The sequence below is a fragment of the Sorangium sp. So ce204 genome (assembly GCF_051526795.1).
Classification (GTDB): domain Bacteria; phylum Myxococcota_A; class Polyangia; order Polyangiales; family Polyangiaceae; genus Sorangium; species Sorangium cellulosum_B.
This window is the reverse complement of sequence record NZ_CP150317.1, coordinates 7,629,287-7,649,592: the sequence shown is the minus strand read 5'-3', so window position 1 is coordinate 7,649,592 and position 20,306 is coordinate 7,629,287. Positions and strand designations below refer to the sequence as shown.

The 20,306-nt window shown below is 73.9% G+C and carries 14 protein-coding genes; 4 read left to right on the top strand and 10 right to left on the bottom strand.

Annotated features, from left to right (window positions below):
• Positions 1-162: 162 nt before the first annotated feature.
• Positions 163-1,941 carry a DUF2169 family type VI secretion system accessory protein gene (locus WMF22_RS28435; protein WP_438031813.1) on the top strand — a complete coding sequence of 593 codons (1,779 nt, stop codon included), beginning with the start codon at positions 163-165 and terminating at the stop codon, positions 1,939-1,941.
• 66 nt (positions 1,942-2,007) lie between these two features.
• Here the strand turns inward: WMF22_RS28435 and WMF22_RS28430 are convergent, their stop codons facing one another.
• Genes WMF22_RS28430 through WMF22_RS28400 form a run of 7 tightly spaced genes read right to left on the bottom strand, consistent with a single transcriptional unit; the run spans position 2,008 to position 10,130 of the window.
• The gene (locus WMF22_RS28430; protein WP_437293139.1) at positions 2,008-2,607 is read right to left on the bottom strand and encodes a DUF6484 domain-containing protein; all 600 of its coding nucleotides are present in this window, start codon (positions 2,605-2,607) and stop codon (positions 2,008-2,010) included.
• The gene (locus WMF22_RS28425; RefSeq protein ID WP_437293138.1) at positions 2,604-3,224 is read right to left on the bottom strand and encodes a hypothetical protein; all 621 of its coding nucleotides are present in this window, start codon (positions 3,222-3,224) and stop codon (positions 2,604-2,606) included. Before WMF22_RS28425 ends, WMF22_RS28430 begins: the two co-directional genes overlap by 4 nt.
• A 22-nt stretch (positions 3,225-3,246) precedes the next feature.
• Positions 3,247-4,491 carry a DUF4150 domain-containing protein gene (locus WMF22_RS28420; RefSeq protein ID WP_437293137.1) on the bottom strand — a complete coding sequence of 415 codons (1,245 nt, stop codon included), beginning with the start codon at positions 4,489-4,491 and terminating at the stop codon, positions 3,247-3,249.
• A 2-nt stretch (positions 4,492-4,493) separates the two neighbouring features.
• On the bottom strand, positions 4,494-5,606 hold the full coding sequence (locus WMF22_RS28415) for a beta-ketoacyl synthase N-terminal-like domain-containing protein (protein WP_438031812.1): 1,113 nt from the start codon (positions 5,604-5,606) through the stop codon (positions 4,494-4,496).
• A gap of 33 nt (positions 5,607-5,639) precedes the next feature.
• Complete coding sequence (locus tag WMF22_RS28410; RefSeq protein WP_437293135.1) at positions 5,640-6,641, bottom strand: DUF2169 family type VI secretion system accessory protein; 1,002 nt, start codon at positions 6,639-6,641, stop codon at positions 5,640-5,642.
• Positions 6,625-7,932 carry a TIGR02270 family protein gene (locus tag WMF22_RS28405; RefSeq protein WP_438031811.1) on the bottom strand — a complete coding sequence of 436 codons (1,308 nt, stop codon included), beginning with the start codon at positions 7,930-7,932 and terminating at the stop codon, positions 6,625-6,627. Before WMF22_RS28405 ends, WMF22_RS28410 begins: the two co-directional genes overlap by 17 nt.
• Before the next feature lie 2 nt (positions 7,933-7,934).
• Positions 7,935-10,130, bottom strand: coding sequence for a type VI secretion system Vgr family protein (locus WMF22_RS28400; RefSeq protein WP_437293133.1), 2,196 nt, complete (start codon positions 10,128-10,130; stop codon positions 7,935-7,937).
• 531 nt (positions 10,131-10,661) lie between these two features.
• Between WMF22_RS28400 and WMF22_RS28395 the strand changes: the two genes are divergently transcribed.
• Together WMF22_RS28395 and WMF22_RS28390 are read left to right on the top strand one after the other, a co-directional pair.
• On the top strand, positions 10,662-14,135 hold the full coding sequence (locus WMF22_RS28395; RefSeq protein WP_438031810.1) for a protein kinase domain-containing protein: 3,474 nt from the start codon (positions 10,662-10,664) through the stop codon (positions 14,133-14,135).
• Positions 14,136-14,263: 128 nt separating this feature from the next.
• Positions 14,264-14,875, top strand: a complete 612-nt coding sequence (locus WMF22_RS28390; protein WP_438031809.1) for a hypothetical protein — start codon at positions 14,264-14,266, stop codon at positions 14,873-14,875.
• 107 nt (positions 14,876-14,982) lie between these two features.
• Here WMF22_RS28390 and WMF22_RS28385 read toward each other — a convergent pair whose 3' ends face one another.
• Complete coding sequence (locus tag WMF22_RS28385) at positions 14,983-15,963, bottom strand: helix-turn-helix transcriptional regulator (RefSeq protein ID WP_437293130.1); 981 nt, start codon at positions 15,961-15,963, stop codon at positions 14,983-14,985.
• 135 nt (positions 15,964-16,098) lie between these two features.
• Here WMF22_RS28385 and WMF22_RS28380 point away from each other — a divergent pair, with 135 nt between their 5' ends.
• Entirely contained in the window at positions 16,099-16,554 is a 456-nt protein-coding gene (locus WMF22_RS28380) for a GFA family protein (RefSeq protein WP_438031808.1), read from the top strand.
• Positions 16,555-16,620: 66 nt separating this feature from the next.
• Here the strand turns inward: WMF22_RS28380 and WMF22_RS28375 are convergent, their stop codons facing one another.
• Positions 16,621-18,558 carry a PAS domain-containing hybrid sensor histidine kinase/response regulator gene (locus WMF22_RS28375; RefSeq protein WP_438031807.1) on the bottom strand — a complete coding sequence of 646 codons (1,938 nt, stop codon included), beginning with the start codon at positions 18,556-18,558 and terminating at the stop codon, positions 16,621-16,623.
• 353 nt (positions 18,559-18,911) lie between these two features.
• Positions 18,912-20,270 carry an SGNH/GDSL hydrolase family protein gene (locus WMF22_RS28370; RefSeq protein WP_438031806.1) on the bottom strand — a complete coding sequence of 453 codons (1,359 nt, stop codon included), beginning with the start codon at positions 20,268-20,270 and terminating at the stop codon, positions 18,912-18,914.
• Positions 20,271-20,306: the final 36 nt, after the last annotated feature.

Sequence of the window (20,306 nt, the reverse complement as noted above, 5' to 3'; positions counted from 1 at the left end):
CGGCGCGGGGCCGGTCGGCACGCTGGAGGGCGCTGCTCGGCTTTCTCAGGCTGCGCTGTCGATGGCGCCTCGCCTCGTCCGGTGTCCGGCGCTGCCGGTTTTGGAGATTGACCGGAGAAGGAGACGGCGCAAAAGATCGCGGGTCCTTCTCCTTTGCGCCCCATGGACGTGATCGCCTACGACCCGTTCCGCGCGAGCTCCGTGCTCTGGCGGCCGAGGAGCGACGCATGGACGCTCACCGTGGTATGCAGGGCGACCTTCGCGCTCGTCCCGGGGGTGTCGCGGATCCTCGGCGCCAGCGGCGGCGACGCGGGCGAGGCGCCGGTCGATGAGCTCGGGCGCATCGTCGTCGCGAGCGCGCTCGCCCCCGCGAAGCGCTGGCCAGAGGTGCTCCTCGTGGGCCACGCGCGCGCGCCCGAGGGCGCTCCCGTGACGTCGCTCGTGGCGCGGCTCGCCGTCGGCGAGGTGGACAAGGCGCTCTGGGTGTTCGGCGACCGCTTCCTCACGCCGGACGGCACGGTCACGGGCCCCACGCGTTTCGTCGAGATGCCGCTCCGCTGGGAGCGCGCCGCGGGCGGGCCGGGCACCGCGAACCCCGTCGGCGTTCGAACCGGATCGAGCGCGGTCGCCGACCCGTGGGGCCGCGTCGCGCTGCCGAACCTCGTCCCGGTCGGGTTGCCCCTCGCGCACGACCGCGACGTGCCTCCCGTCGGCTTCGGGCCGATCGCGCCGACCTGGCCCGGGCGCGCGGCCCTCCTGCACCGCCACGCGGCGACGTGGGATCCTGCGCGGTGGAGCGAGCGGCCGCTCCCGGACGATTTCGACATTGCCTACTTCAACGCCGCGCCGCCGGATCAGCGGCTGCGGGAGCTCGCGGGCGACGAGCGCATCGCGCTGGAGAACCTCCACCCCCGTTTCGCGCGGCTCGTGACGAGCCTGCAGGTGGCCGCGCCGCGCGCGACCGCGACGTTGGACAGCGGCTGGTCGCAGGACGTGCGCATGCGGTGCGACACGCTCATCCTCGACGCGGATCGCGGGACCGCGATGCTCATGTGGCGCGGGCACGTCGCGCTCGATCACCCGCAGCAGGCGGGCGTCGTCCGGATCGCTCCGGAGCTGGGCGCTTTCGCGGAGACGGCGATGCCCAGCGTCAGGCAGCAGGCGGCCTTGCCGTTCCGGTCGGCCGCAGACGACGCGCCGGCCAGCGGCGCCGCGGCGGCAGCCGTCGTGACGCCGAGCTGGGAGCCGCCCAGCGGCGCCGCGCTGGCGGCTCCGGCCGGTGAGCCGCTCTGGGAGCCGGCCAGCGGCGCCGCGGCGGCGGCTCCGGCCGGTGAGCCGAGCTGGGAGCCGGCGGATGGCGCTGTGGTCGCGGCTCCGGCCGGGGGGTCGGCCGCGCGCCAGGCCATCGCGGACGACGACCCCCTCGACGGTGTCGCGGTGAGCGCGGCCGGTGCGCCCACCGGCGCGTCGCAGGGGGCGCTCCTGCCGTGCGCGGGCGCGGCGGCGCCGCTGCCGCCGTGCGACGCGTACCCGATCGAGCGGTGCGCGAGGATCGCGGCCGAGCTCGCGTGGCGGCCGGACGCCGCGGAAGAGATCCTCTCGGCGGCGGGGCTGTCGCACGAGGCATGGCAAGGGCTCCACGCGCGCTGGCTCGACGAGATCGAGGCCGAAGGGGCGCGCGGCAAGCGGAACCTGCTGTCGGCCTACGACGCGGCGTACGTGGCGCAGCTCGAAGCGGTGCGGGGCGCCATCGCGGTCGAGGAGCACGCGCGGCTCGTCGTCGCCGCGGAGCGGGGGGCGGCGGCGGAGGCGCTGCGCGAGCTCCGGCTCCCGGCGGACGCGCTCATGCGGATCCGCCGCGCGTGGATCGCGAAGAGCGCGGCTGATCCAGCGTTCGGGGCGCGGTCGCGGCGGGCGATCACGGCCGAGCGCGAGCGTTGATCGAGGCTCCGGGCGGGGCGCGCGGAGGCCTGCCAGCGGCGGCCGCCGCCGGCGCTGGGCGGGAGCTCAGTTGATCTCGACCGAGCCGCCCTGGATCCGGTTCACGCCCGTGGCGCGGCTCGATACGTAGGCGCCGCGCAGCAGGATCTTCCCGGCGCGCGTGAGCGTGATGCTGGCCTCGCCGCACTGGAGGACGATCTCGCGCTCGGCCGTGAGGACGAGCCGCTCCCCGTCGCGGGTGACCTGCAGGCTGGCCGCCGCGCCCGTCGCGGCGGCGTCGTCCGGCGCAGCGGCGTCGCCCGGCGTGGCTGCCGTGGCGCCGGGCGGGCTCGCGGCAGCGGCGGAGCGCGCCGCGCCGAGCCCCTCCGCCATCCTGCCGAGGATCACCGGGCGCGACGGATCCCCCTCCTCGAACAGGAGCGCGACCTCGGCGCCCGGGACCAGCGAGCTCGGCCCGGCGAGGGCGCGCGCCGCGACCCCCTCGGGCGTCCCCGGGAAGGCGACGCGCACGCCGTCCAGGGCCTCGATCACGCGGCCGATCACGATGCCCTCGATGCGTTCCCGGGGGGGCGGGAGGAGCACGAGCTCGAGCAGCTCTTCGCCTTCATCCGCCGGGGCGTCCGCCGCGGCCGGCGGTCCACCCTTCTCTGCCTTCGCCTGGCTCATGGCGCGTCCTCCTCCGCTCGCCGTCTCCAGATGATCTCGCTACCGGTGTCCGCTACCTCCGCGATCGCGCGCTCCACGAGCGGGGCGTTCTCGATGCGCACCCGCACGAGGCTCGTCGGCGCGGGCGTCGGCTCTCCCGGGACTTCCGCCGATCCCGACCGCTCTACCTCGATCAGCACCTCGTCGTCCCCGTAGATCCACTTGCCCACGAGGATCAGGGCATCGATGGGCGTGTCGGGGTCGGCGAGCTCCGCGCTGATCGCACCCGCCGCCGTGCCCAGGCCCGGCACGCGCCTCCAGCCCGCCCGGCCCACGAGGGCCGCGACCTGCTCGCTCACCCGCGCCGCCTCGGCGTCCGAGAGCGGCCCGACGTGGGGGCAGATGCGCGCGCTCGTCAGCTTGCCCGCCACGAAGCGGAGCGCGACGAGCGCCGCCTCAGGCAAGTCGAAGCCGCCGGGCGCCCGCGCGTGGACGCAGCGGACGACCTCGGTGACAGCGACGAGATCGATGGCGTGGAGCTCGACGAGGCGGGGAAACGGGTAGCTCGATTCGGCGAGGAGCGCTTCGACGCCCTCGCCGAGGGTGAACCGGACGGTAGGGGGCTCACCGGGGCTCATGCGCGCGATCCTCTCCAGCCTCTCACGGCAGCACGGTCCCCACCGGCGGTACGGGGTAGTTGGGCGGCGACGACGTGAGGACCTGTTTGCCTTCCAGCTTCAAGAACTCCACGCTCATCCATTTCGGCCATTTCTCTTGGAGCTTGTCGAACGCCTGGGAGACGCGTATCGCCATGTCGATACGGTCCTGCACGTCGATGATATTCCCATTGAAGGGCACCTTGGGGCCGCCGCCGCAGCTCGCGGACAGGTATACGTCCGGGTTCTTCGCGCCGAACAGCCGACCGACGACCAGGTCGTTTCCGACCTTGTTCCCGATGAGCGCGCTCACGAAGAGGGGATCGTTCTTCATGACGTTCTGGAGCGTCACCGCCTGCTCCTGGGTCGCGACCAGCAAGGTCGCCTTCTCGATGCTCGCCTTGTCGCCCTTCGCGAACAGGTTGAACGCCTGCTTCATCTCTGGCGTCATGCCGCCGGCGGCCGCGCACCGCTGCAGCGCGTCGTTCCCGTACTTCGCGTAGAACAGGAACTGCGGGTAGATGTCCCTGAAAATCGCCTTGTTGCCGGCCGCGAGCCCGCGCAGCACGGCCCTCGCCGCCTCCCTGATACCGGCTTTGACCTCGCCGAGCCCCAGGTTGTCCCTGTAGAGCTCCACGGCCTCTTTCATGCCGCACCCGGCCTCCTTGGAGACGAAGGCGCCCATGCCCGCCCACTTGAGCTCGGGGTGCTCTCTGTAGATCTTCGCGTACGCCGCGGTGATGTGCTTGTTGCGCAAGATCGGATTGCGGTCCCCGCCCCGGCGCAGGACGTCGTCCACCTCCTTGCGCACCTGCTTCCACATGGCAGCGCAGTCGGCGTTGCCGCCGACCGGCGGCTGCTGCTCCCCGGCGCAATTGAACGTGTTGCCGTGGTTGTGGAGCATCTTGTCGGTGAGCCGACAGGCCGCGTGCCCCTCGATCTTCACGTCGGCCGAGAAGGTGAGCCAGCTGGCCTCCTTCATGAAGGTGCCGCTCACCACGCCGCCCATCGTGCCCGGCTCGTCGCCCGTGCTCGTGGCGAAGATCGATGGTCTGTGCGCGATCGAGTTGCCCCCGTCCGCGAACACCGTCCCGGTCCCGCCCGCGAGGTCCGCCGAATAAGCGATGTTCGGGTACGGGACGGGCACGCCCGGCGGGGTCAGGCACACGTCCGGCGCGGTCGCGACGGAGATCCCGTCGCTGCCGCGGTGGCAGAGCGAGAGGCCGTTGACGTTGATCGTGACCGGCATGGTTACTCCCTCCCGACGCAGCGGTGCTCGAGGAGCGCGGCGGAGCGCGCGCCGCCGTCGGCGCTCGTCCACACGAGGGCGCGGGGCCCCCGCGCGGCGCCGCGCGCGGCGGCGTGCGCCGACAGGGCGAGGTAGAGCGGGCCGGACGCCGCGCCGACGTCCCCCCACGCGAGCGCGGGCGCGGTGATGCGGCCCGGCTCGGCCAGGCGGCGGGCCACGCGCGGGATCGAGAAGCCCGCCTCGTCGCCGCGCCACCGCTCGCCGTTCAGGTCGCACACGGCCTCGTCGACGACCGCGCGCTCGCCGAGCGGCGCGAGCGCGGCCCGGAGCGCGGCGGTCAGGCCCGCGCCGAGCGACGGGGTCTCGGCGCGCGGCGCGACCTCCTCGCGCGCCGTCGCGGCCGCGAGCACGGCCGCGGCGGGGGCGATCACCCGCTGCTCGGCGAGCGCCCGGGACGCGACCACGCAGAACCCCGCGCCCTCCCCGGCGACGAGCCCCCACCGATTGCGCTCGGATTTCAGCTGCTCCCGCTCGTGGAGCCAGGCGAGCGTGCTCGCGGCGAGGTACGAGTCGACGCCGCCCACGAGGCACACCTCGGCCGCCCCCGCCTCGATCCGCTGGACCGCGTGTGCGAGCGCCGCGAGGCCGGCGGCGTGATCGAGCGGGAACGGCTCGACGGCCGCGGACACGCCCCTCGCTGCGAGCGCCGCGGCGACGCGCGCGCTCACGGCGGCGACCGCGTCGTCGGGCAGGCCGGGGCGCGGGGACGGGACGCCGAGCAGCACGGGCACGGCGGCGCGCGGCGCCACGGGCAGGCCCGCGGCCACCTCGTCGAGCGCGCGGGCGGCGAGCGCCGCGAGGCGGACCGTCACGGGCGGCTCGTCCGCGGGGCGCCACGGCGGGAGGTAGGGCGCGGCCGCGATCGTGAAGGCGTGCCGGCCAGCGACGGGGGCGTGCTCGCAGAGCGAGAAGTGCGACACCGAGGCGCGCGCGGCGGCGCAGGAGCCGACCGCCGACGGGGCCGACGCGGTGCAGCCGCCGAAGCCGAGGATCACGGCCGACGGCGCGGCGGGCGCGGCCACGGCCGGGGGCGCGGCGGTCACGGTCACGGTCACGGCGCCGCCTCCGCGCGGCGATCTCCGCCGCGATCAGACATACGTCTTCTCCCAGATGCGGGTGTGCTCGAGGCGGTGCTCCTTGCCGTGGCAGGGCAGCGCCGTGTGCCACACGAGGATCACGCGGCGCGCGTCCGGCTCGATGATCACCGTGTGCAGGCGGGCCCTGTGCTCCGCCGCCTCCCGGCCGAAGGACGTGCGAAAGCACGGCCTCGTCCTCGGCAGCCGGAACCGGAGCAGCCCGCCGGGGGTGAGGTGCAGCAGATCCACCGGCGTCCCCTCGCGCAGGAAGCCCGGGACCCGCTGATCCGCGGGCGCCCCGAAGAAGAAGAGATCGTCGAAGTCGGCCGGCAGGAGCGGCATGCGCTCCTCCTCCCATGCGCGGTCGAAGGTGCCGGCGAGCGCGCGGCGCGGCGCCCAGCCGCGCGCGAGGGGGCCGAAGCCTGCGGGCGTGGGGCGATCCTTCGCCGACGAGATCGGCGCGCCGGGGTCCTCGATGTTCGGCGCCGGCCGCCCGAGGAGGCGCTGGGCGCGCTCCGCGAAGCCCACGCCGGCCGGGTTGCGCGGCTCGCGCGCCGAGGTCTCGGGGTCGGCGCCGCCGAAGGCGCGCTCGTAGCGGATCGGCATCTCCACGAACGGCTCCGGCTCCGACGGGACGACGCCGAGGACGCCGCGGCGGTAGGTGCGATCGCCGACGACGACGAGCCGCTTCGCGATCGGCCCGCAGCGCAAGCCCACCTCGACGCGCGCCGCGGGCTTGCCGTTCGGCGCGTGGGCGCGGCCGTGGACGAGGACGTCCGTGCCCGGCTTCGTCAGGACGAGATCGGCGTCGTAGCGCAGGCTCGACCGGTCCGGGTCGCCGAAGTGGAGCGGCGCCAGGGCGACCGGCTCCTGCGCGTCGGCGACCTCGGTCGTGCCGTCGTCGCGGATCGCGAACGTCCCCTTGACCGCGACCAGCCACACCTCGGCGCCGCGCCGGTCGCGGGCGAAGCAGCGCTCCGCGGCGTACGGCGTGTGGTTAACGAGCTGCCACACGGGGGGCCTCGTCGGGGCGTCCGGCGGGGCGGAGCGCCCGCGCCTGGCGGAAGGATGGACCGCGGACCTCGAACAGGGCGCGCCCAGGCTCCAGCGCGGCGAGGTCGAGGGCCGCGCCCGCGCGGAGCGCCTGCGGGACGCGCGCCGCGTGCGCCGGGTCGAAGAGCGCGTCGTGGAGCGCGGCGCGGTCGATCGGCCGGCCGAGCCGGTGCCGCGCCCCCTGGTCGAAGCGCCCCGCGAGGTCGGCCCAGCGGGCGCGGAGCTTCCCCGCGTCGGGCCACGCGAGCCGCGCGTCCGGGTCCATGCCGACGTCGCGCTCCCACGGATCGTCGGTGGGGCCCGCCCGGAAGCCGGGCGGATGCACCGCGGCGAGCTCGCCCCTGGCCACGTCGACGCCCGTGATCGCCGAGAAGGCCCAGCCCGCGAGGCGCGCGAGGTCGGGCCGGTCCGCGAGCGCGAGGATCCACGGCACGGCGCGCGCGTCGCCCCACGCGGCCGCCGCCGCGAGCGCGCGCCGCTCGCCCCCCGCGGCGGCGATCTCGCGGATGAGCGCCTCGGCCTCGCCGGGCGGGAGCACCCGGACAGCGAGCTCGAGCGCGCGCTCCGCGAGCTCGGCCTCGCCCGCGCGCGCGAGCGCCGGGAGGGCGCGCCGGCACCGCGGATCACCGAGCAGGGCGCCCGACCACGCCGCCCACGCGCGGCACCCGGCGTCCGGGTCGTCGAGCGCGTCGCGCAGCGCGCCGGTGAGGTCGCGCCGGCCGAGCTCGCCCGCGGCGCGCAGCGCGGCGGCCCGCAGCCGGGGATCGCCTGCGAGGGTCGCCCGCGGGAGCGCGTCGCCGGGATCGCGCCGGTGCGCGCGCTGGGCGTGGAGCCGGAGCAGGGCCAGCGGCGCGTCCGCGCGGCCGCCGGCGGGCTCGGCCGTGACCGCGTCCGCGTCGGACCAGGGGGCCCAGCCGAGCGCCGCAACGACGTCGCGCTCTCCGCCGGCCACGCCAGGGCCGAGCCCGGCGCGCTCGGCGGCGTCGCGGAGGAGCGGGGCGCTCCGCAGGCGGATCGCGAGGAAAACCTCGACGAAGCGGCCCCCCGCGCGGCGCGCCGCGCCGGCCGCGTCGTCGCCGCCCTCCGCCGCGAGGAGCAGGCCGTCGAGGTGCGCCTCGAGGCGCTCGTCGAGCGGCGCGAGCTGCGCGAGGCCGTGCGTCCGGGATCGCGCGGCGCGCGACCGCTGCGCCCGGAGGAACATCGCGGCGTCGGCGTGGGTCTCCAGCACGTCGGGCAGGGAGATCGGCGCCATCGTCAGTTGATGTTGACGGTGCCCCCCTGCACCTTGACCGTGCCGCCGGCCTCGACGAGCACCGGCCCGCTCGCCTTGATCGCGACGTCGCCGGCGGTGATCGTGACGTTGCCGGCGGCGTCGACGTGGATCGCGCTGGCGCCGCAGGTGAGGTCGTAGGCGTCGCCGACCTGCACGAGCATCGTCTTGCCGGCGGTGACCTCGTAGCGCTGGCCGACCGTGAGCGCCTTGGCGCTGCCGACCGACTCGGAGGAGCTGATCCCGACGGTCTCGGCCTTGGAGAGCGCGACCTCCACGCTCATGCTCTTGCCCACGCTCATGGAAGCGTCGGCGCCGATCTGGACGCCCTGGCTGCCGCCGACCTGCGAGGTCCTGTTCATGCCGACCACCTGGCTCTGGTTGCCGGCGATGTCCGCGTCCTCGTTGCCGCCGATCGTCTTCGAGCGGTTGTTGCGGATCGTCACCGACTCGTCGTTGCCGACCGAGCGGGAGCGGTCCCCGCCGACCACGCGCGACTCGTCGCGGCCGACGTGCACGGTCTCGTCGTTGCCGACGTTGCGGCTCCGGTCGTGGCCGACGGTGAGCGTGTCGTCGTGGCCGACCTGCTTCACGCGGTCGTTGCCGATCCTGACCGTCTCGTCGTGCTTGACGAGCTTGTCGAGGTCGCGCTCCGCCTGCATCCGGAGGAGCTCCCTGCCGGCGGCGTCCTCGAACATGAGCTCGTTGTAGCCGCCGGTGCCGGTGGTCGAGTTGGTCTTGATGCCGCTCTGCGTCTTGTTGTCCGGCAGCCTGTACGGCGTCTGCTGGAGGCGCGTGTAGACGCGGCCGACGATGACCGGCCGGTCCGGATCGGCGCCGAGGAAGTCGACGATCACCTCCTGGCCGACGCGCGGCAGGTTGGTGCCCCCGTAGCCGGCGCCGCCCCAGGGTTGGCTCACGGGGATCCAGCACGACGAGCCGTCGTCCATCGTGCTCTCCCGGTCCCAGTGGAAGTGCACGCGCACGCGGCCGAACTCGTCGACGTGGATCTCCTCGCCCGGCGGACCGACCACGGTGGCGCTCTCCACGCCGACGGCCTTCGGCTTCGGCGTGGAGAGCGGCGGCCGGTAGGGGGCCTCGGCGCTCACGGCGGTGCACGCGTGGCCCCACTCGCCCGAGCTGGTGCCCGAGAGCCGCGACGCGACGACGAGCAGGGGGCGCTCGGGGCCGAGCTCGCGCTTCGGGTGATCGAGGAAGGAGAGGACGGCCCCCGGCGCGGGATCGAGGGCGTTCGTGTCGAACGAGACGGTGCGCGCAGACGCGCGCTTCGCCTGGAGGCGGCGCGCCGCGAGCGCGGCGCCCTCGCCCTCGTCCGCCCGGTATCTGCCCTTGTCGTCCGCGGCCGGGGTGCTCTCGCCGGCGCCGCCCTCGTAGACGAACGCGCCGGGCACGTAGTGGAACCGCTCGAGCCTCTCCTCGACGTCGGACGAGGCCGCGGCGCTGGCGATGAGCGGGTAGGTGGGAGGCCGCCGGTGATCGACGTCGCGCACCGTGTACCTGCCGGGGCGCAGCGCCCGGCCGATGCGGACCTCGGTGACGTGCTCGGCGTCGGCCGCGGTGGGGTGATCGCGGAACGCGATCGGCGCGCGCCGCGGGTTCGTCTGGGGGGCGTCGTCGAGGACGAGCTGGCTCTCCCCGTCCTCGGCGTCGAAATAGAAGCTCACGCCCGCGTCCTCGAGCATGCGGCAGAGAAAGGTGTAATCGCTCTCGCCGTACTGGACGCGATACTTGCGCTTCCTGTAGGTGTCTCTCAGCTTGAGCTTCGGTGAGACCCCCCAATCGCCGAGGAGCGCGAGCGCGATGTCGACCTCGGACATGAGCTGGAACATGCGGTGATTGCGCCGCTGGCTCGAGAGCCACAGCGCGGGCACGAGCGAGAGCTGATACGTGGACACGCCGCGCTCCTCGACCGCGGTCTGCTGGAGATCCTTGCAGACACCGGTCCACGCGCGGGTGTGCCGGCCGCGGACTACGAACCTCATCGGCTGGCCGACCACGGACTCGAAGTCGATGTCAGGGTTCTCGGAGACGGCGGTCAGGGAGACCTCGAAGAGGGACGAGATGCGCTCGTCGACCTGGAAGCGCCGCACGTCGAGCGCGTCGCCGGATGCGATGGTCGCTTCGAGGTTGACGAGGTCACGCGGGGGCGCAAGGGCCATGGGTCGCTCCGTGTCCCGGCCACACGCTCGCTCGGGCCGAGGCAGCGGATGCTACTGGGCCGCGCGGCAGGGGACAAGCTCATCCGTCCCGGAGGGACGCGAGCAGCAGGTACCCGACGCACCGACGAGCGAGGAGGCCCCGGCGATGCGCCGCGCGAGGGGGCGCTCCGCGCGGCGCGGGCGCGCAGGGCCGAAACGGTCCAGTCCTCCCGGGACCGGAGGCGCCGTGACCGGACCCGCCATGGGAAAAGAAGGCATCATTCGATGAGCTCCTCGAGAAGGGATCTGTCAGCGGCGCTGCTGTGGATATCGCTCGTCCGGTGGCGCCCACCGCCAGGGCGAATCGTGTTGTTCAATGTCATGGACATGCCCTCTCCTCCCGCAGGCGCGCCCCGCGAAAGCATCGCCCGGACGCCTCGCGCCGAGACATCGACGCAGAGCGGAGGCCGCCGGCGGCGCGGGCATCGGCGCCCTCTGTGGTAAGCTGCCCGCGCCGCGGCCCCCCGAGCTCGTCCCGGTCGCGGCCGCCTCATGTTCTCTCCGGATTGCCCGCTCGTCCTTGGTGGCCGCTACCGTCTCCTGAGCGAGATCGGCCGCGGCGGCGCGGGCGTTGTGTACATGGCCGACGACCTCGACGGAGGCGGCCATGTCGCGGTGAAGGTCCTGCTCCGGACACACGCGGCCGGCACGGCGGCGGCCTCCCGGTTCGAGCGCGAGATCCGGGCCATGCGGCTCCTCGACGCGCCCGGGTTCGTGCGCATGCTCGACGCCGGCTTCGCCCGCGAGCTCGACGACGCCCCTTTCCTGGTGATGGAGCTGCTCCGGGGCCACGACCTCGAGCAGATCGTCACCACCCAGGGCAGGCGCTCGCCCGGCGAGGTGCAGCGCTGGCTCGGCGAGGTCGCCGAGACCCTCGAGCTCGCCCACGCGCGGGGCCTCTCCCACCGCGATCTCAAGCCCGCGAACCTCTTCCTCGCGATCGGCGACGACGGGCAGGAGCGCGTGAAGATCCTCGATCTCGGCCTGGTCAAGGCGGTCGAGCCGGGCGCGCTCGGCGCGTCGGGCGGGATCACCGCCACCGGCACGGCGATCGGCACGCCCATCTACATGGCCCCCGAGCAGGCGCGAGGGCGCTCGGACCAGATCGGCCCCGCGGCGGACGTGTGGGCGATCGGCCTCATCGCCGTCCGCCTCCTGACCGGCGACATCTACTGGACCGCGAACAGCATGGCCGAGCTGATGGCGGCGCTCCTCGTGATGCGGCTCTACCCGCCGTCGACGCGCTGGCGGTGGCTCCCGCCCGCGTTCGACGCGTGGTTCTTGCGGTCGTGCGACCGCGACCCGGCCGGGCGTTTCCCTTCGGTCCGCCAGCAGAGCCTCGCGCTGCGGGCAGCGCTCGAGGGCTCCTCGGCGGCCGTCGAGCCGCCCGGCACCGGCGGGCCGGCGCCGCCCGGGGGCGGCGTGCCCGCGGGCATGCTCAGCACCGACACCATCGAGCTCGCGGGCACGGTCGAGGCCCCGCCCCAGGCGCGCCCCGGCGGCGCGCACCGCGACTCGGACCGGTTCTTACCGCCGCCCGGCCTCCACGGCACCTCACCGCCCGGCGTCCACGGCACCTCACCGCCCGGCCTCCACGGCACTTCACCGCTCGGCCCCCACGGCACCTCGCCGGCCGGCACCTCGCTGCCGCTCGGCTCCTACGGCGCGCCGCCGCTCGGCACCTCGCCGCCGCCGCCCGGCTCCTACAGCACGCCGCCGCTCGGCCTGTTCGGCTCGCCGGAGGCCGAGCGGCCGCGCCACAACCTGCCGGTCCAGCGCACGCCGTTCGTGGGCCGCGCCCGCGAGCGCGCCGAGATCGCCGCGCTCCTGCTCGACCCCGAGGCCGGCCTGCTCACGCTCACCGGCGTCGGCGGCACCGGCAAGACCCGGCTCGCGCTCCAGGTCGCCGAGGAGCTCGTCCCCGCGTTCCCCGGCGGCGTCTGCTTCGTGCCCCTCGCGTCGCTGCGCGAGGCGGCGCTTGTGCCCTCGGCGATCGCGCAGGCGCTCTGCCTCGGCGAGGGCGGCGCGCGGCCGGATCTCGAGCGCGTGGTCCAGTTCCTCCGCGACCGCCGCCTGCTGCTCCTGCTCGACAACCTGGAGCACCTGACGGCCGCGGCGCCGGCGATCGCGCACCTCGCCGCGAGCTGCCCGCACCTCTCGCTCCTCGTGACGAGCCGCGCCGCGCTGAACCTCTCGGGCGAGCGGCGCTACGTCGTGCCGCCGCTGGAGGTGCCGGAGCCGCGCGACGTCACGGTGGACGCCGCGCTGGCGAGCTCGGCGGTGAGCCTGTTCTGCCGCCGGGCCGCCGCGATCAAGCCCGGCTTCCAGCTCGGCCCCGACAACGCCGCGGAGATCGTGGAGATCTGCGCGCGCCTCGACGGCCTGCCGCTCGCGATCGAGCTCGCCGCGTCGCGCCTCCGGGTCCTCACCCCCGCGGCGCTGCTCTCGCGCTTCGGCGACCGCGGTGCCGCCGGGCGCTCCTCCGCGCCCGCGGGCTCGTTCCGCCTGCTCACGGGCGGCGCGCGCGATCTGCCCGAGCGCCAGCAGACCATGCGCGCCGCCATCGACTGGAGCTACGGCCTCCTCGATCCGGAGGAGCAGCTCGCCTTCCGCACGCTCGCCGTGTTCGCGGGCGGCTTCTCGCTGGCCATGGCGGACCAGATGTGCGCCTCCCGCGATCCGGCGCTCGACACGCTCGGGATCCTCGAGTCGCTGATCGACAAGAGCCTCGTGCTCCAGGTCGCCGGTGAGGAGCCGCGGTTCCAGATGCTCACGATCCTCCGCGAGTACGGCCTCGATCGGCTCGCGGAGGAGGGCGCCGCCGAGGCGTGCAACCGGCGCTTCGTCGAGCTGTCGCTGGAGCTCGCCGATCGCGCGGCCGAGGCGCTCTGCGGGCCCGAGCAGGCCGCGTGGCTCGCGGCGCTCGATCTCGAGCACGACAACCTCCGCCTCGCCCTGGAGCTCGCGCTCGCGGGGGCCGACGCGGGCGCCGCGGTGCGCCTCGCCGCCGCGCTCTCGCGGTTCTGGTACATCCACGGGCACTACCAGGAGGGCCGCGCGTGGCTCGGCCGGGCGCTCGCGGGCGCCGCGGGCGTCGCGCCCGAGCACGTGGCCTCGGCGCTCCGGGGCGCGGGGAGGCTCGCGCTCCTCCAGTGCGACTACCGCGAGGCGCGCGCGCTGCTCGAGCGGGGCGCGACGCTCTACCGCGAGCTCGGGGACGAGGGCGGGCTCGCCTCGGTGATCCAGATCCTCGGGAGCGTCGCCCGCGAGCAGGGCGACTACGAGCGCGCGCTCGCGCTGCACGGCGAGAGCCTCGCGCTGGCCACGCGCCGCGGCGACACGCTCGAGGCGGCGCGCGCGCTCGGCTACTCGGGCTTCGCGGCGTGGCTCTCGGGCGACACCGCGCGCGCGGAGGGCGCGTGCCGCCTCGCCCTGCCGGAGCTCCGCCGCGCGGGCGATCGCGAGGGGACCGCGACGGCGCTGCTCTACCTCGGCTGCGCGGCGCTCTACCGCGGGGATCTCGGCGACGCGGCACGCCTCTGCGAGGAGAGCGAGGGCCTGTCGCGGCAGGTGAAATTCAAGGAGGGGATCGCCTGGACGAGCAACATCCTGGGCCTCATCGCCATCGAGCGCGGCGATCTCGCCCTCGCGGAGCGGCGCCTGCGGGCGAGCCTGCGGCTGCACCGGGAGCTCGGCGATCTCTGGCGCTCCGCGAGCGTGCTGGAGGCGCTGGCGTGCGCGGCGGTGCGGGCGGGGAAGGCGGAGCGCGGCGCGCGCCTGCTCGGCGGCGCCGCGGCGCTCCGCGAGGCCATCGGCACGCCGGTGCCGCCCATCGAGCGGCCGGCGCTCGAGGCGTGCGTCGAGGCCGCGCGCGCGGCGCTGGGGGAGGCGGTCGACGATGCGCGCTTCCTCGAGGGCCGTGGCGCCGGGCTCGACGCGACGATCGCGGCGGCGCTCTCGGAGTGAGCCCGTTCGCGTCGCGTGAGGGAACAGGTCTTCAACATGAGTGAACGGGGCGGATCGAGCAGGATTCCGCGCCCTGGAAACAGTGCGGTTCGCTTCCGTCGTGGAGCGCGCCGTGCTCGATGGTGGATATGAAGAGCGCACGATGGGTGTTCGCAGGGTTGATGGGGGTGATGTCGGCCTTGCCCGCATGCTCCGATGACACGCAGGGAGGCCCGGGCGGCAGCGCGGGAGAGGGCGGCGGGGCGGGGGGATTCACGGTCACCGGACCGATCACGGGGGAGGCGGCTCCAGAGGGCGCCGTGGTGGCCGTCGTCTGGATCGTGAGCTCGTCCAGCCCCGACTACGGCTTCAGCTTCGGCGAGGGGAGCCGCTCCGGCGCGACGTTCACCGTCGGCTTCGGGTCGGCGCCGCCGCGCGAGGCGCTCAACAGCAACGGTGTCGGCATGGGCTTCGTCATGCTCCTCGCGCCGGGCACCCAGGTGCCCGGGGGCGAGATCGACGCCGACGTGCTCGATACAGCGCTCCTTGGGGTGAGCTCGCGGCACGTCATCGTCTGGCGTGACGACTCCGGCCAGGGGTTCGACTGGTCCGAGAGCTTCCCGGCCGGGTTCGGCTGCGGCAAGTGCGTCACGGCGCCGGAGGGCGAGGGGTTCGACTCCTACGAGCCTGTCGACTGCGCTGAAGTGGAAGTCCAGGTCGCCTCGGACCCGGATTCGCTCGAGTTCTGCAACTGGACCTGACGTCGCGACCCCGAGGCATCCACTCGAATTCTTCGGAAAATTCACAGGGAGGCAGGGAGACGGGGAGGAAAATATTCAAAATACTCCCTGTCTCCTCGCCTCCCTGTTCAATTCTCTCGCTGCCCCGCTCCGCTCCGCCCCGCGGCCCGGCCGAGGCGCTCGGCCAGGCGGCGGAGCTCGTCGATGAGCTCCTCGGGCTCGTGCACCTCGAACTCGAACCCCATGAACCCGAGGTGGAACGCGAGCGCGTCGAGGCTCCCGCCGCCGGTGTGGACAACGCAGCGGTCCGGCGCCAGCGCCTCGATGCGCCCCGCCACGCCCGAGAGGCGCTCCGAGACGGCCTGCGCGGGGGCGTGTACGGTCACGCGCGCGCGGATCGGGTAGGCGTCCGTGGAGACCGACTTCGACACGTAGGCGGCCACGTCCTCCGCGGGCAGCGGGCGCGGCTTGAAGCGGCCCGCGGCCTTCGGCCTGCCCTGGATGCGATCGACGCGGAACGTCCGCCAGGCGTCTCGCTGGAGATCGTACGCGAGCAGGTACCAGCGCCGGCTCGTGTGCACGAGCCGGTACGGCTCGACGGCGCGCGTGCTCGCGGCGCCGCTGTGGCTGCTGTAGTCGAAGCGCAGGACCTCGGCGTCGCGGCACGCGTTCGCCATGGCGGCGAGCGCGTCCGCGTCGACGGTGGGGCTGCCGTCGCCCAGCCGCACGCTCACGGCGCCCAGCGCGGTCACCTTGCGCCGGAGCCGCTTGGGGAGCACCTGCTCGAGCTTCCCGAGCGCGCGGACCGACGCCTCCTCCAGCCCCCTCACGGGCCCGGTCGCCGCCGCGCGCAGCCCCACGGCGACGGCGACGGCCTCGTCGTCCTCGAGCGGCAGCGGCGGCAGCTCCTTCCCGGCGCCGAGCTGGTATCCGCCGCCGATGCCGGTGGCCGCGTGGACGGGGTACCCGAGGCTCCGGAGCCTGTCCACGTCGCGCCGGACGCTGCGCTCGGTGATCGCGAGCTCGCGGGCCAGCTCGCCGCCCGTCCAGAAGCGCCGGGATTGCAGCAGCGACAAGAGCTTCAGCAGCCGCGCGGACGTCTGGACCATGTACCGCCTCTCTCCTTGCGGACCGAATCTGTCCGCAATCCAGTCTAGCTTCCTCTCATCCCGCGGGCGAGGCGCCCGAAGGCGCGTCTCGACGAGCCCTACGGCCCCCGCCCCCCATCCCTGGAGCCACCGCCCATGAGCAACGCCGCTTCCGAGCACACAACGACCACCGCCGGCATCCGGACCTACAAGGGCAGCTGCGTTTGCCGCGCCGTCCGCTTCGAGGCCGACTTCGACCCGAGCGCCGGGACGACGCAGTGCAACTGCACGATCTGCACGAAGACGAGGTGGTGGGGCACCATCGTGAAGCCGAGCGCCTTCCGCTTGCTCGCCGGCGAGGAGGTCCTCGGCGACTACTCGCGGCACGAGTCCGGCCATGCCCGGTTCTGCAAGACGTGCGGCATCCGCGTCTTCGGGCACGGAAACATCCCGGAGCTCGGCGGGGAGTTCTGCTCCCTGAACCTGAACTGCCTCGACGACGCAGACCTCACGGGCGTCCCGGTGGTGTACCTCGACGGGCTCCACGACACCTGGGAACAGATCGGCGCCACGACGTACGTGAACCCGTTCTCCGCCGCAAAGGTGGCTTGAGCCGGGGCGCGCCGCGGCTCGGCCTCGCCGCTGCGATGGCAGCGGCGCTCCCGGCGTGAGCGGCCCTCAGCGCCCCCCGGCGTCGTCGGGGAGCCCGTCGAGCAGCGGGACGAGCACCCCGGCGTCGATCGGCTTGACGAGGTGCAGCCGGAAGCCCGCCGCGTCGCTGCTGCGCTTGTCGCTGTCCTGGCCGTAACCGCTGAGGGCGATCAGGATCGGCGGGGCGTCCTGGAGGCGCGTGTGGAGCTCGCGCCCGAGCGTGTAGCCGTCCATCACGGGCAAGCCGATGTCGAGGATGGCGATCTGGGGCCGGAAGGCGTCCACGAGCGACAGCGCGCGTGACGCGTCATGAGCGATGCGCACCTCGTGGCCGCTCTTGCTCAACATCTCCGCGATCAGCTCGGCGCCGTCTCGGTTGTCGTCCACGACCAGGACGCGCCGGCGCCGCGTCTGCGGCGGCCGCGATTGAGGCGGGCGAGCCTCGGGCGCCGCCGAGGGCGGGGCCGCCGCCGCTGGAAGACGCACCGTGAACTCGCTGCCTCGACCGACGCCGGCGCTCTTCGCGCTCACGACGCCCCCGTGCATCATCGTCAGCGTTCGCACGAGGGACAGCCCGAGGCCGAGCCCGCCCAGGGCTCGGTCCGAGCCACGTTCCCCTTGCACGAACATCTCGAACACGTGGGGCAGCAGGCTCGAATCGATGCCCTCGCCGTCGTCCCGGACGCGCAGCACGACATCGCCGCCCTCGCGGCGGGCGGTCACCTCGATGTGGCCTCCGGGCGGGGTGTAGCGCGCGGCGTTCGTGAGCAGGTTGTTGACCACCTGGGTGAGGCGGACCTCGTCGCCCTCGATCGCGAGGCCCTCGGTGGGCACCGACAGGGTGAGCTCGTGCCTCCGCTGCGCCAGGAGCGGCTCCGTCGCCTCGACCGCCTGCTCCACGACCCTCGCCAGCTCGAGCCACTTCTTCGAGAGCGTGACCTTGCCGCGCGCCACCCGCGCGACGTCGAGCAGGTCGTCGACGAGCCGTATCAGGTGCTGCGCCTGGCGCGCGATCACCTCGCGTTCGCGCGGCGTCGCGACGTTGCCGCGCAGCTCCATCAGCTGGACCGCCGTGAGGATGGGGGCGAGCGGATTGCGGAGCTCGTGGGACAGGAGCGCCAGAAACTCGTCCTTCTGGCGCGCCACCTCGTGGAGCCGAGCCTCTGTCTCCTTGAGCCGCGTCACGTCGACGAGCGCGCTGATGGCGCCGCGCGGCTCGCCGCTCGGCTCGCGCAGCGCCACCGCCCCGCCGTACAGGTGGATCGAGCGCCCGTCCGGGAACTCGAGCACGATCTCGTGGGGCGTCACCTCGTCGCCGCGCGCCGCCCGCTGGAGGGGCAGCTCCCCCGGGGGCAGGTTCACGCCGTCGACCAGCACCTTGAACCCGCGGTCGTCTACCGCGTCGTCGCCCGCGCCCAGGGCCGTCCGTGCCAGGTTTTGCCCCGGATCGCTCCCGAGCAGCGCGTGCAAGGCGCGGTTGCCGTGCAGCTCCTGGCAGCCTGGGTCGCGGGCGACGAGCACCGCGGCCGGGACGGCATCCATGAGGACCGAAAGATCGTCCGCGCGCGCTCGCGCGAGCGCTTCGGCCTCCTTTTGATCATGCATGTCGAACACGGCCGCCACCCATCGCGTGACCTTGCCGTCGTCGCCCCGGATCGGCACCACCCGGCCGAGGTGGAAGCGATAGACGCCCGCCCGGGTGCGGAGCCGGTATTCCATCTCGCATGTGCTGGAGGTGGAGAGGGCCTCGGCGAAGCACCGCTGCACGTGCGCCCGATCGTCGGGGTGCACGGCGGCGAGCGCGCCCTTGTCCCGGAGCGACTCCTCGCGGCCGAGGCCGGTGAGCTCCGTCCATCGATCGTTGACCCAATCCAGGCGTCCCTCGGCGTCGCACGTCCAGATGATCTGAGGCAGCGCGTTGGCGAGCTTCCTGTAGTCCCCTTGATCGCCGTCGTCAGAGCTCATCTTCCCTCGCCTTCCTCGACGCGTGGGACCGGCTTTTCACGCCCGGATGACCTCCGACCAGGACAATCTCGTTCGTCTCGGGCGGCTTGAACGGCGCGCGGACGGGCATGATAAAGACACTTATCATTGATAGGGCCGACAGACAATCATCGCATCTTCGATGCTCGCCCCGTCGAACGCACGGGCGCACGGGTGCGCGGGGGCTCGAATGCGAGCGCTGCGGGGGGATCTGGGACGCGCACCTCGGGCGGATTCGCCGCGCTCGGCGTGGCAGCGGAGGACGGCGGCGAGCGACGAGCCACCGCGAGCGCCGCGGGGCGCGCGCGATCGCGGTGGATCGCCGCCGCCCTTGGTTACGGGGAGGTCGCTTTGACGACGGCGTTGATGATCGCGTCCAGGTCCACGGCGTTCGCCATCGCCTGATACCCGGCGTCGTTCGGGTGCAGCTTGTCCGCGTCGTAGGCCGGGAGCAGGCGGCTCGGATCGGCGGGATCGCGCAGGGCCTTGTCGAAGTCGATCACCCCGTCGAAGGCGCCGCTCGTGCGGATCCAGGTGTTCAGCTTCTGCCGCTCCTGCTCGCCCTTGGCGGTCCCGTAGTCACCTTTGTAGGTGCCGTTCGAGCCGGCGAACGGCACCAGGGTTCCACCGTAGATCTTGAGCCCGGCGGCGCGGGCAGACTGGATGATCTGCTGGATCGCCGGGATCAGATCCGCGGCCTTGGCGGAGCGGTCGCCGATGTCGTTGATGCCTGCCAGCAGGATGATCGCGCGGGCGCCGGGCTGGGTCAGCACGTCGCGCGCGAGGCGGGCAGGGACGGGATACCCGAACTGGAGCTGGGGACGGACGGTGAGCAGCTCGTTCCCGATGATCCCGGCGTTCGCCACGGCGAGGGTCGGCCCCTTCCGGCTGGCGAGGCGCTGCGCGAGGTAATCGGGGTAGCGATGGTTGTCGTTCTTGGTCGACAGGTATCCATCCGTGATCGAATCGCCGAGCGTGATCAGGGTGCCGACGACGTCCGGCGAGGCCTTGACGTCGACGCCCGACACCGCCATCCAGCACGAGATCTTCCGTGTGAACTGCTTGTCGGCGCCGTTCCCTGTCCGGTTGCCCGGAGCGAGGAAGTTGTCCTGTGCCGCAAAGTAGTGTTGCGTGATCGGCCCGGTCTTGCCCGGGAGGTAGACGTTCACCGCCAGCGCCTGCAGCGGCTGGACCTTCAGCGCCACGGGGTCGCTCACCGCCTCGCCGCCCGCGGCGATGAGGATCGAGGTCTGGCCTCCGAAGCGCAGCGGCAGGGAGCTCCCCGCGACCGTGGCGGCTCCACCGGCCGAGAGCGCGACCGACGCCGAGCCCACCTTGAGCGGCTCGCTGCCGCCGGCGTTGGAGATGCGCACGCGCACCGAGCTCCCGCCGGCGCTCACGCGGACGATGTTCCGGACCGTCTGTTCGGCGAGGCCGACGTCCGAGGGACAATCCTGCGAGTTGAACGTGCCGCCGGGCGTCGGGCTGCTGTGCCATCCGGCGACCCATCGCCCCTCGGGCGCCTTGTCCGCGGCCAGCGCGGGGCGCCCCGGCGCGCCGGTGAGCAGCGCGATCGCCGCGGCGAGGAGGGGAGCTCGTCGCGAGCGACCGACCTTCGCCAGCAGATCGAGCGAGGAGCGCCGGGCGTCGCGGCGCGTTGAGGTGACTGCGTTATATCTCGGTGAATTATCCATCGGTCCTATCCCGGTTGTTCGCTTGGAGCCGTGGAG

Excerpts from the sequence above, each read along its gene's own strand:
- WMF22_RS28435 (WP_438031813.1), top strand. The coding sequence starts at position 163 with ATGGACGTGATCGCCTACGACCCGTTCCGCGCGAGCTCCGTGCTCTGG.
- WMF22_RS28430 (WP_437293139.1), bottom strand. The coding sequence starts at position 2,607 with ATGAGCCAGGCGAAGGCAGAGAAGGGTGGACCGCCGGCCGCGGCGGAC.
- WMF22_RS28425 (WP_437293138.1), bottom strand. The coding sequence starts at position 3,224 with ATGAGCCCCGGTGAGCCCCCTACCGTCCGGTTCACCCTCGGCGAGGGC.
- WMF22_RS28420 (WP_437293137.1), bottom strand. The coding sequence starts at position 4,491 with ATGCCGGTCACGATCAACGTCAACGGCCTCTCGCTCTGCCACCGCGGC.
- WMF22_RS28405 (WP_438031811.1), bottom strand. The coding sequence starts at position 7,932 with ATGGCGCCGATCTCCCTGCCCGACGTGCTGGAGACCCACGCCGACGCC.
- WMF22_RS28400 (WP_437293133.1), bottom strand. The coding sequence starts at position 10,130 with ATGGCCCTTGCGCCCCCGCGTGACCTCGTCAACCTCGAAGCGACCATC.
- WMF22_RS28395 (WP_438031810.1), top strand. The coding sequence starts at position 10,662 with ATGTTCTCTCCGGATTGCCCGCTCGTCCTTGGTGGCCGCTACCGTCTC.
- WMF22_RS28390 (WP_438031809.1), top strand. The coding sequence starts at position 14,264 with ATGAAGAGCGCACGATGGGTGTTCGCAGGGTTGATGGGGGTGATGTCG.
- WMF22_RS28385 (WP_437293130.1), bottom strand. The coding sequence starts at position 15,963 with ATGGTCCAGACGTCCGCGCGGCTGCTGAAGCTCTTGTCGCTGCTGCAA.
- WMF22_RS28380 (WP_438031808.1), top strand. The coding sequence starts at position 16,099 with ATGAGCAACGCCGCTTCCGAGCACACAACGACCACCGCCGGCATCCGG.
- WMF22_RS28375 (WP_438031807.1), bottom strand. The coding sequence starts at position 18,558 with ATGAGCTCTGACGACGGCGATCAAGGGGACTACAGGAAGCTCGCCAAC.
- WMF22_RS28370 (WP_438031806.1), bottom strand. The coding sequence starts at position 20,270 with ATGGATAATTCACCGAGATATAACGCAGTCACCTCAACGCGCCGCGAC.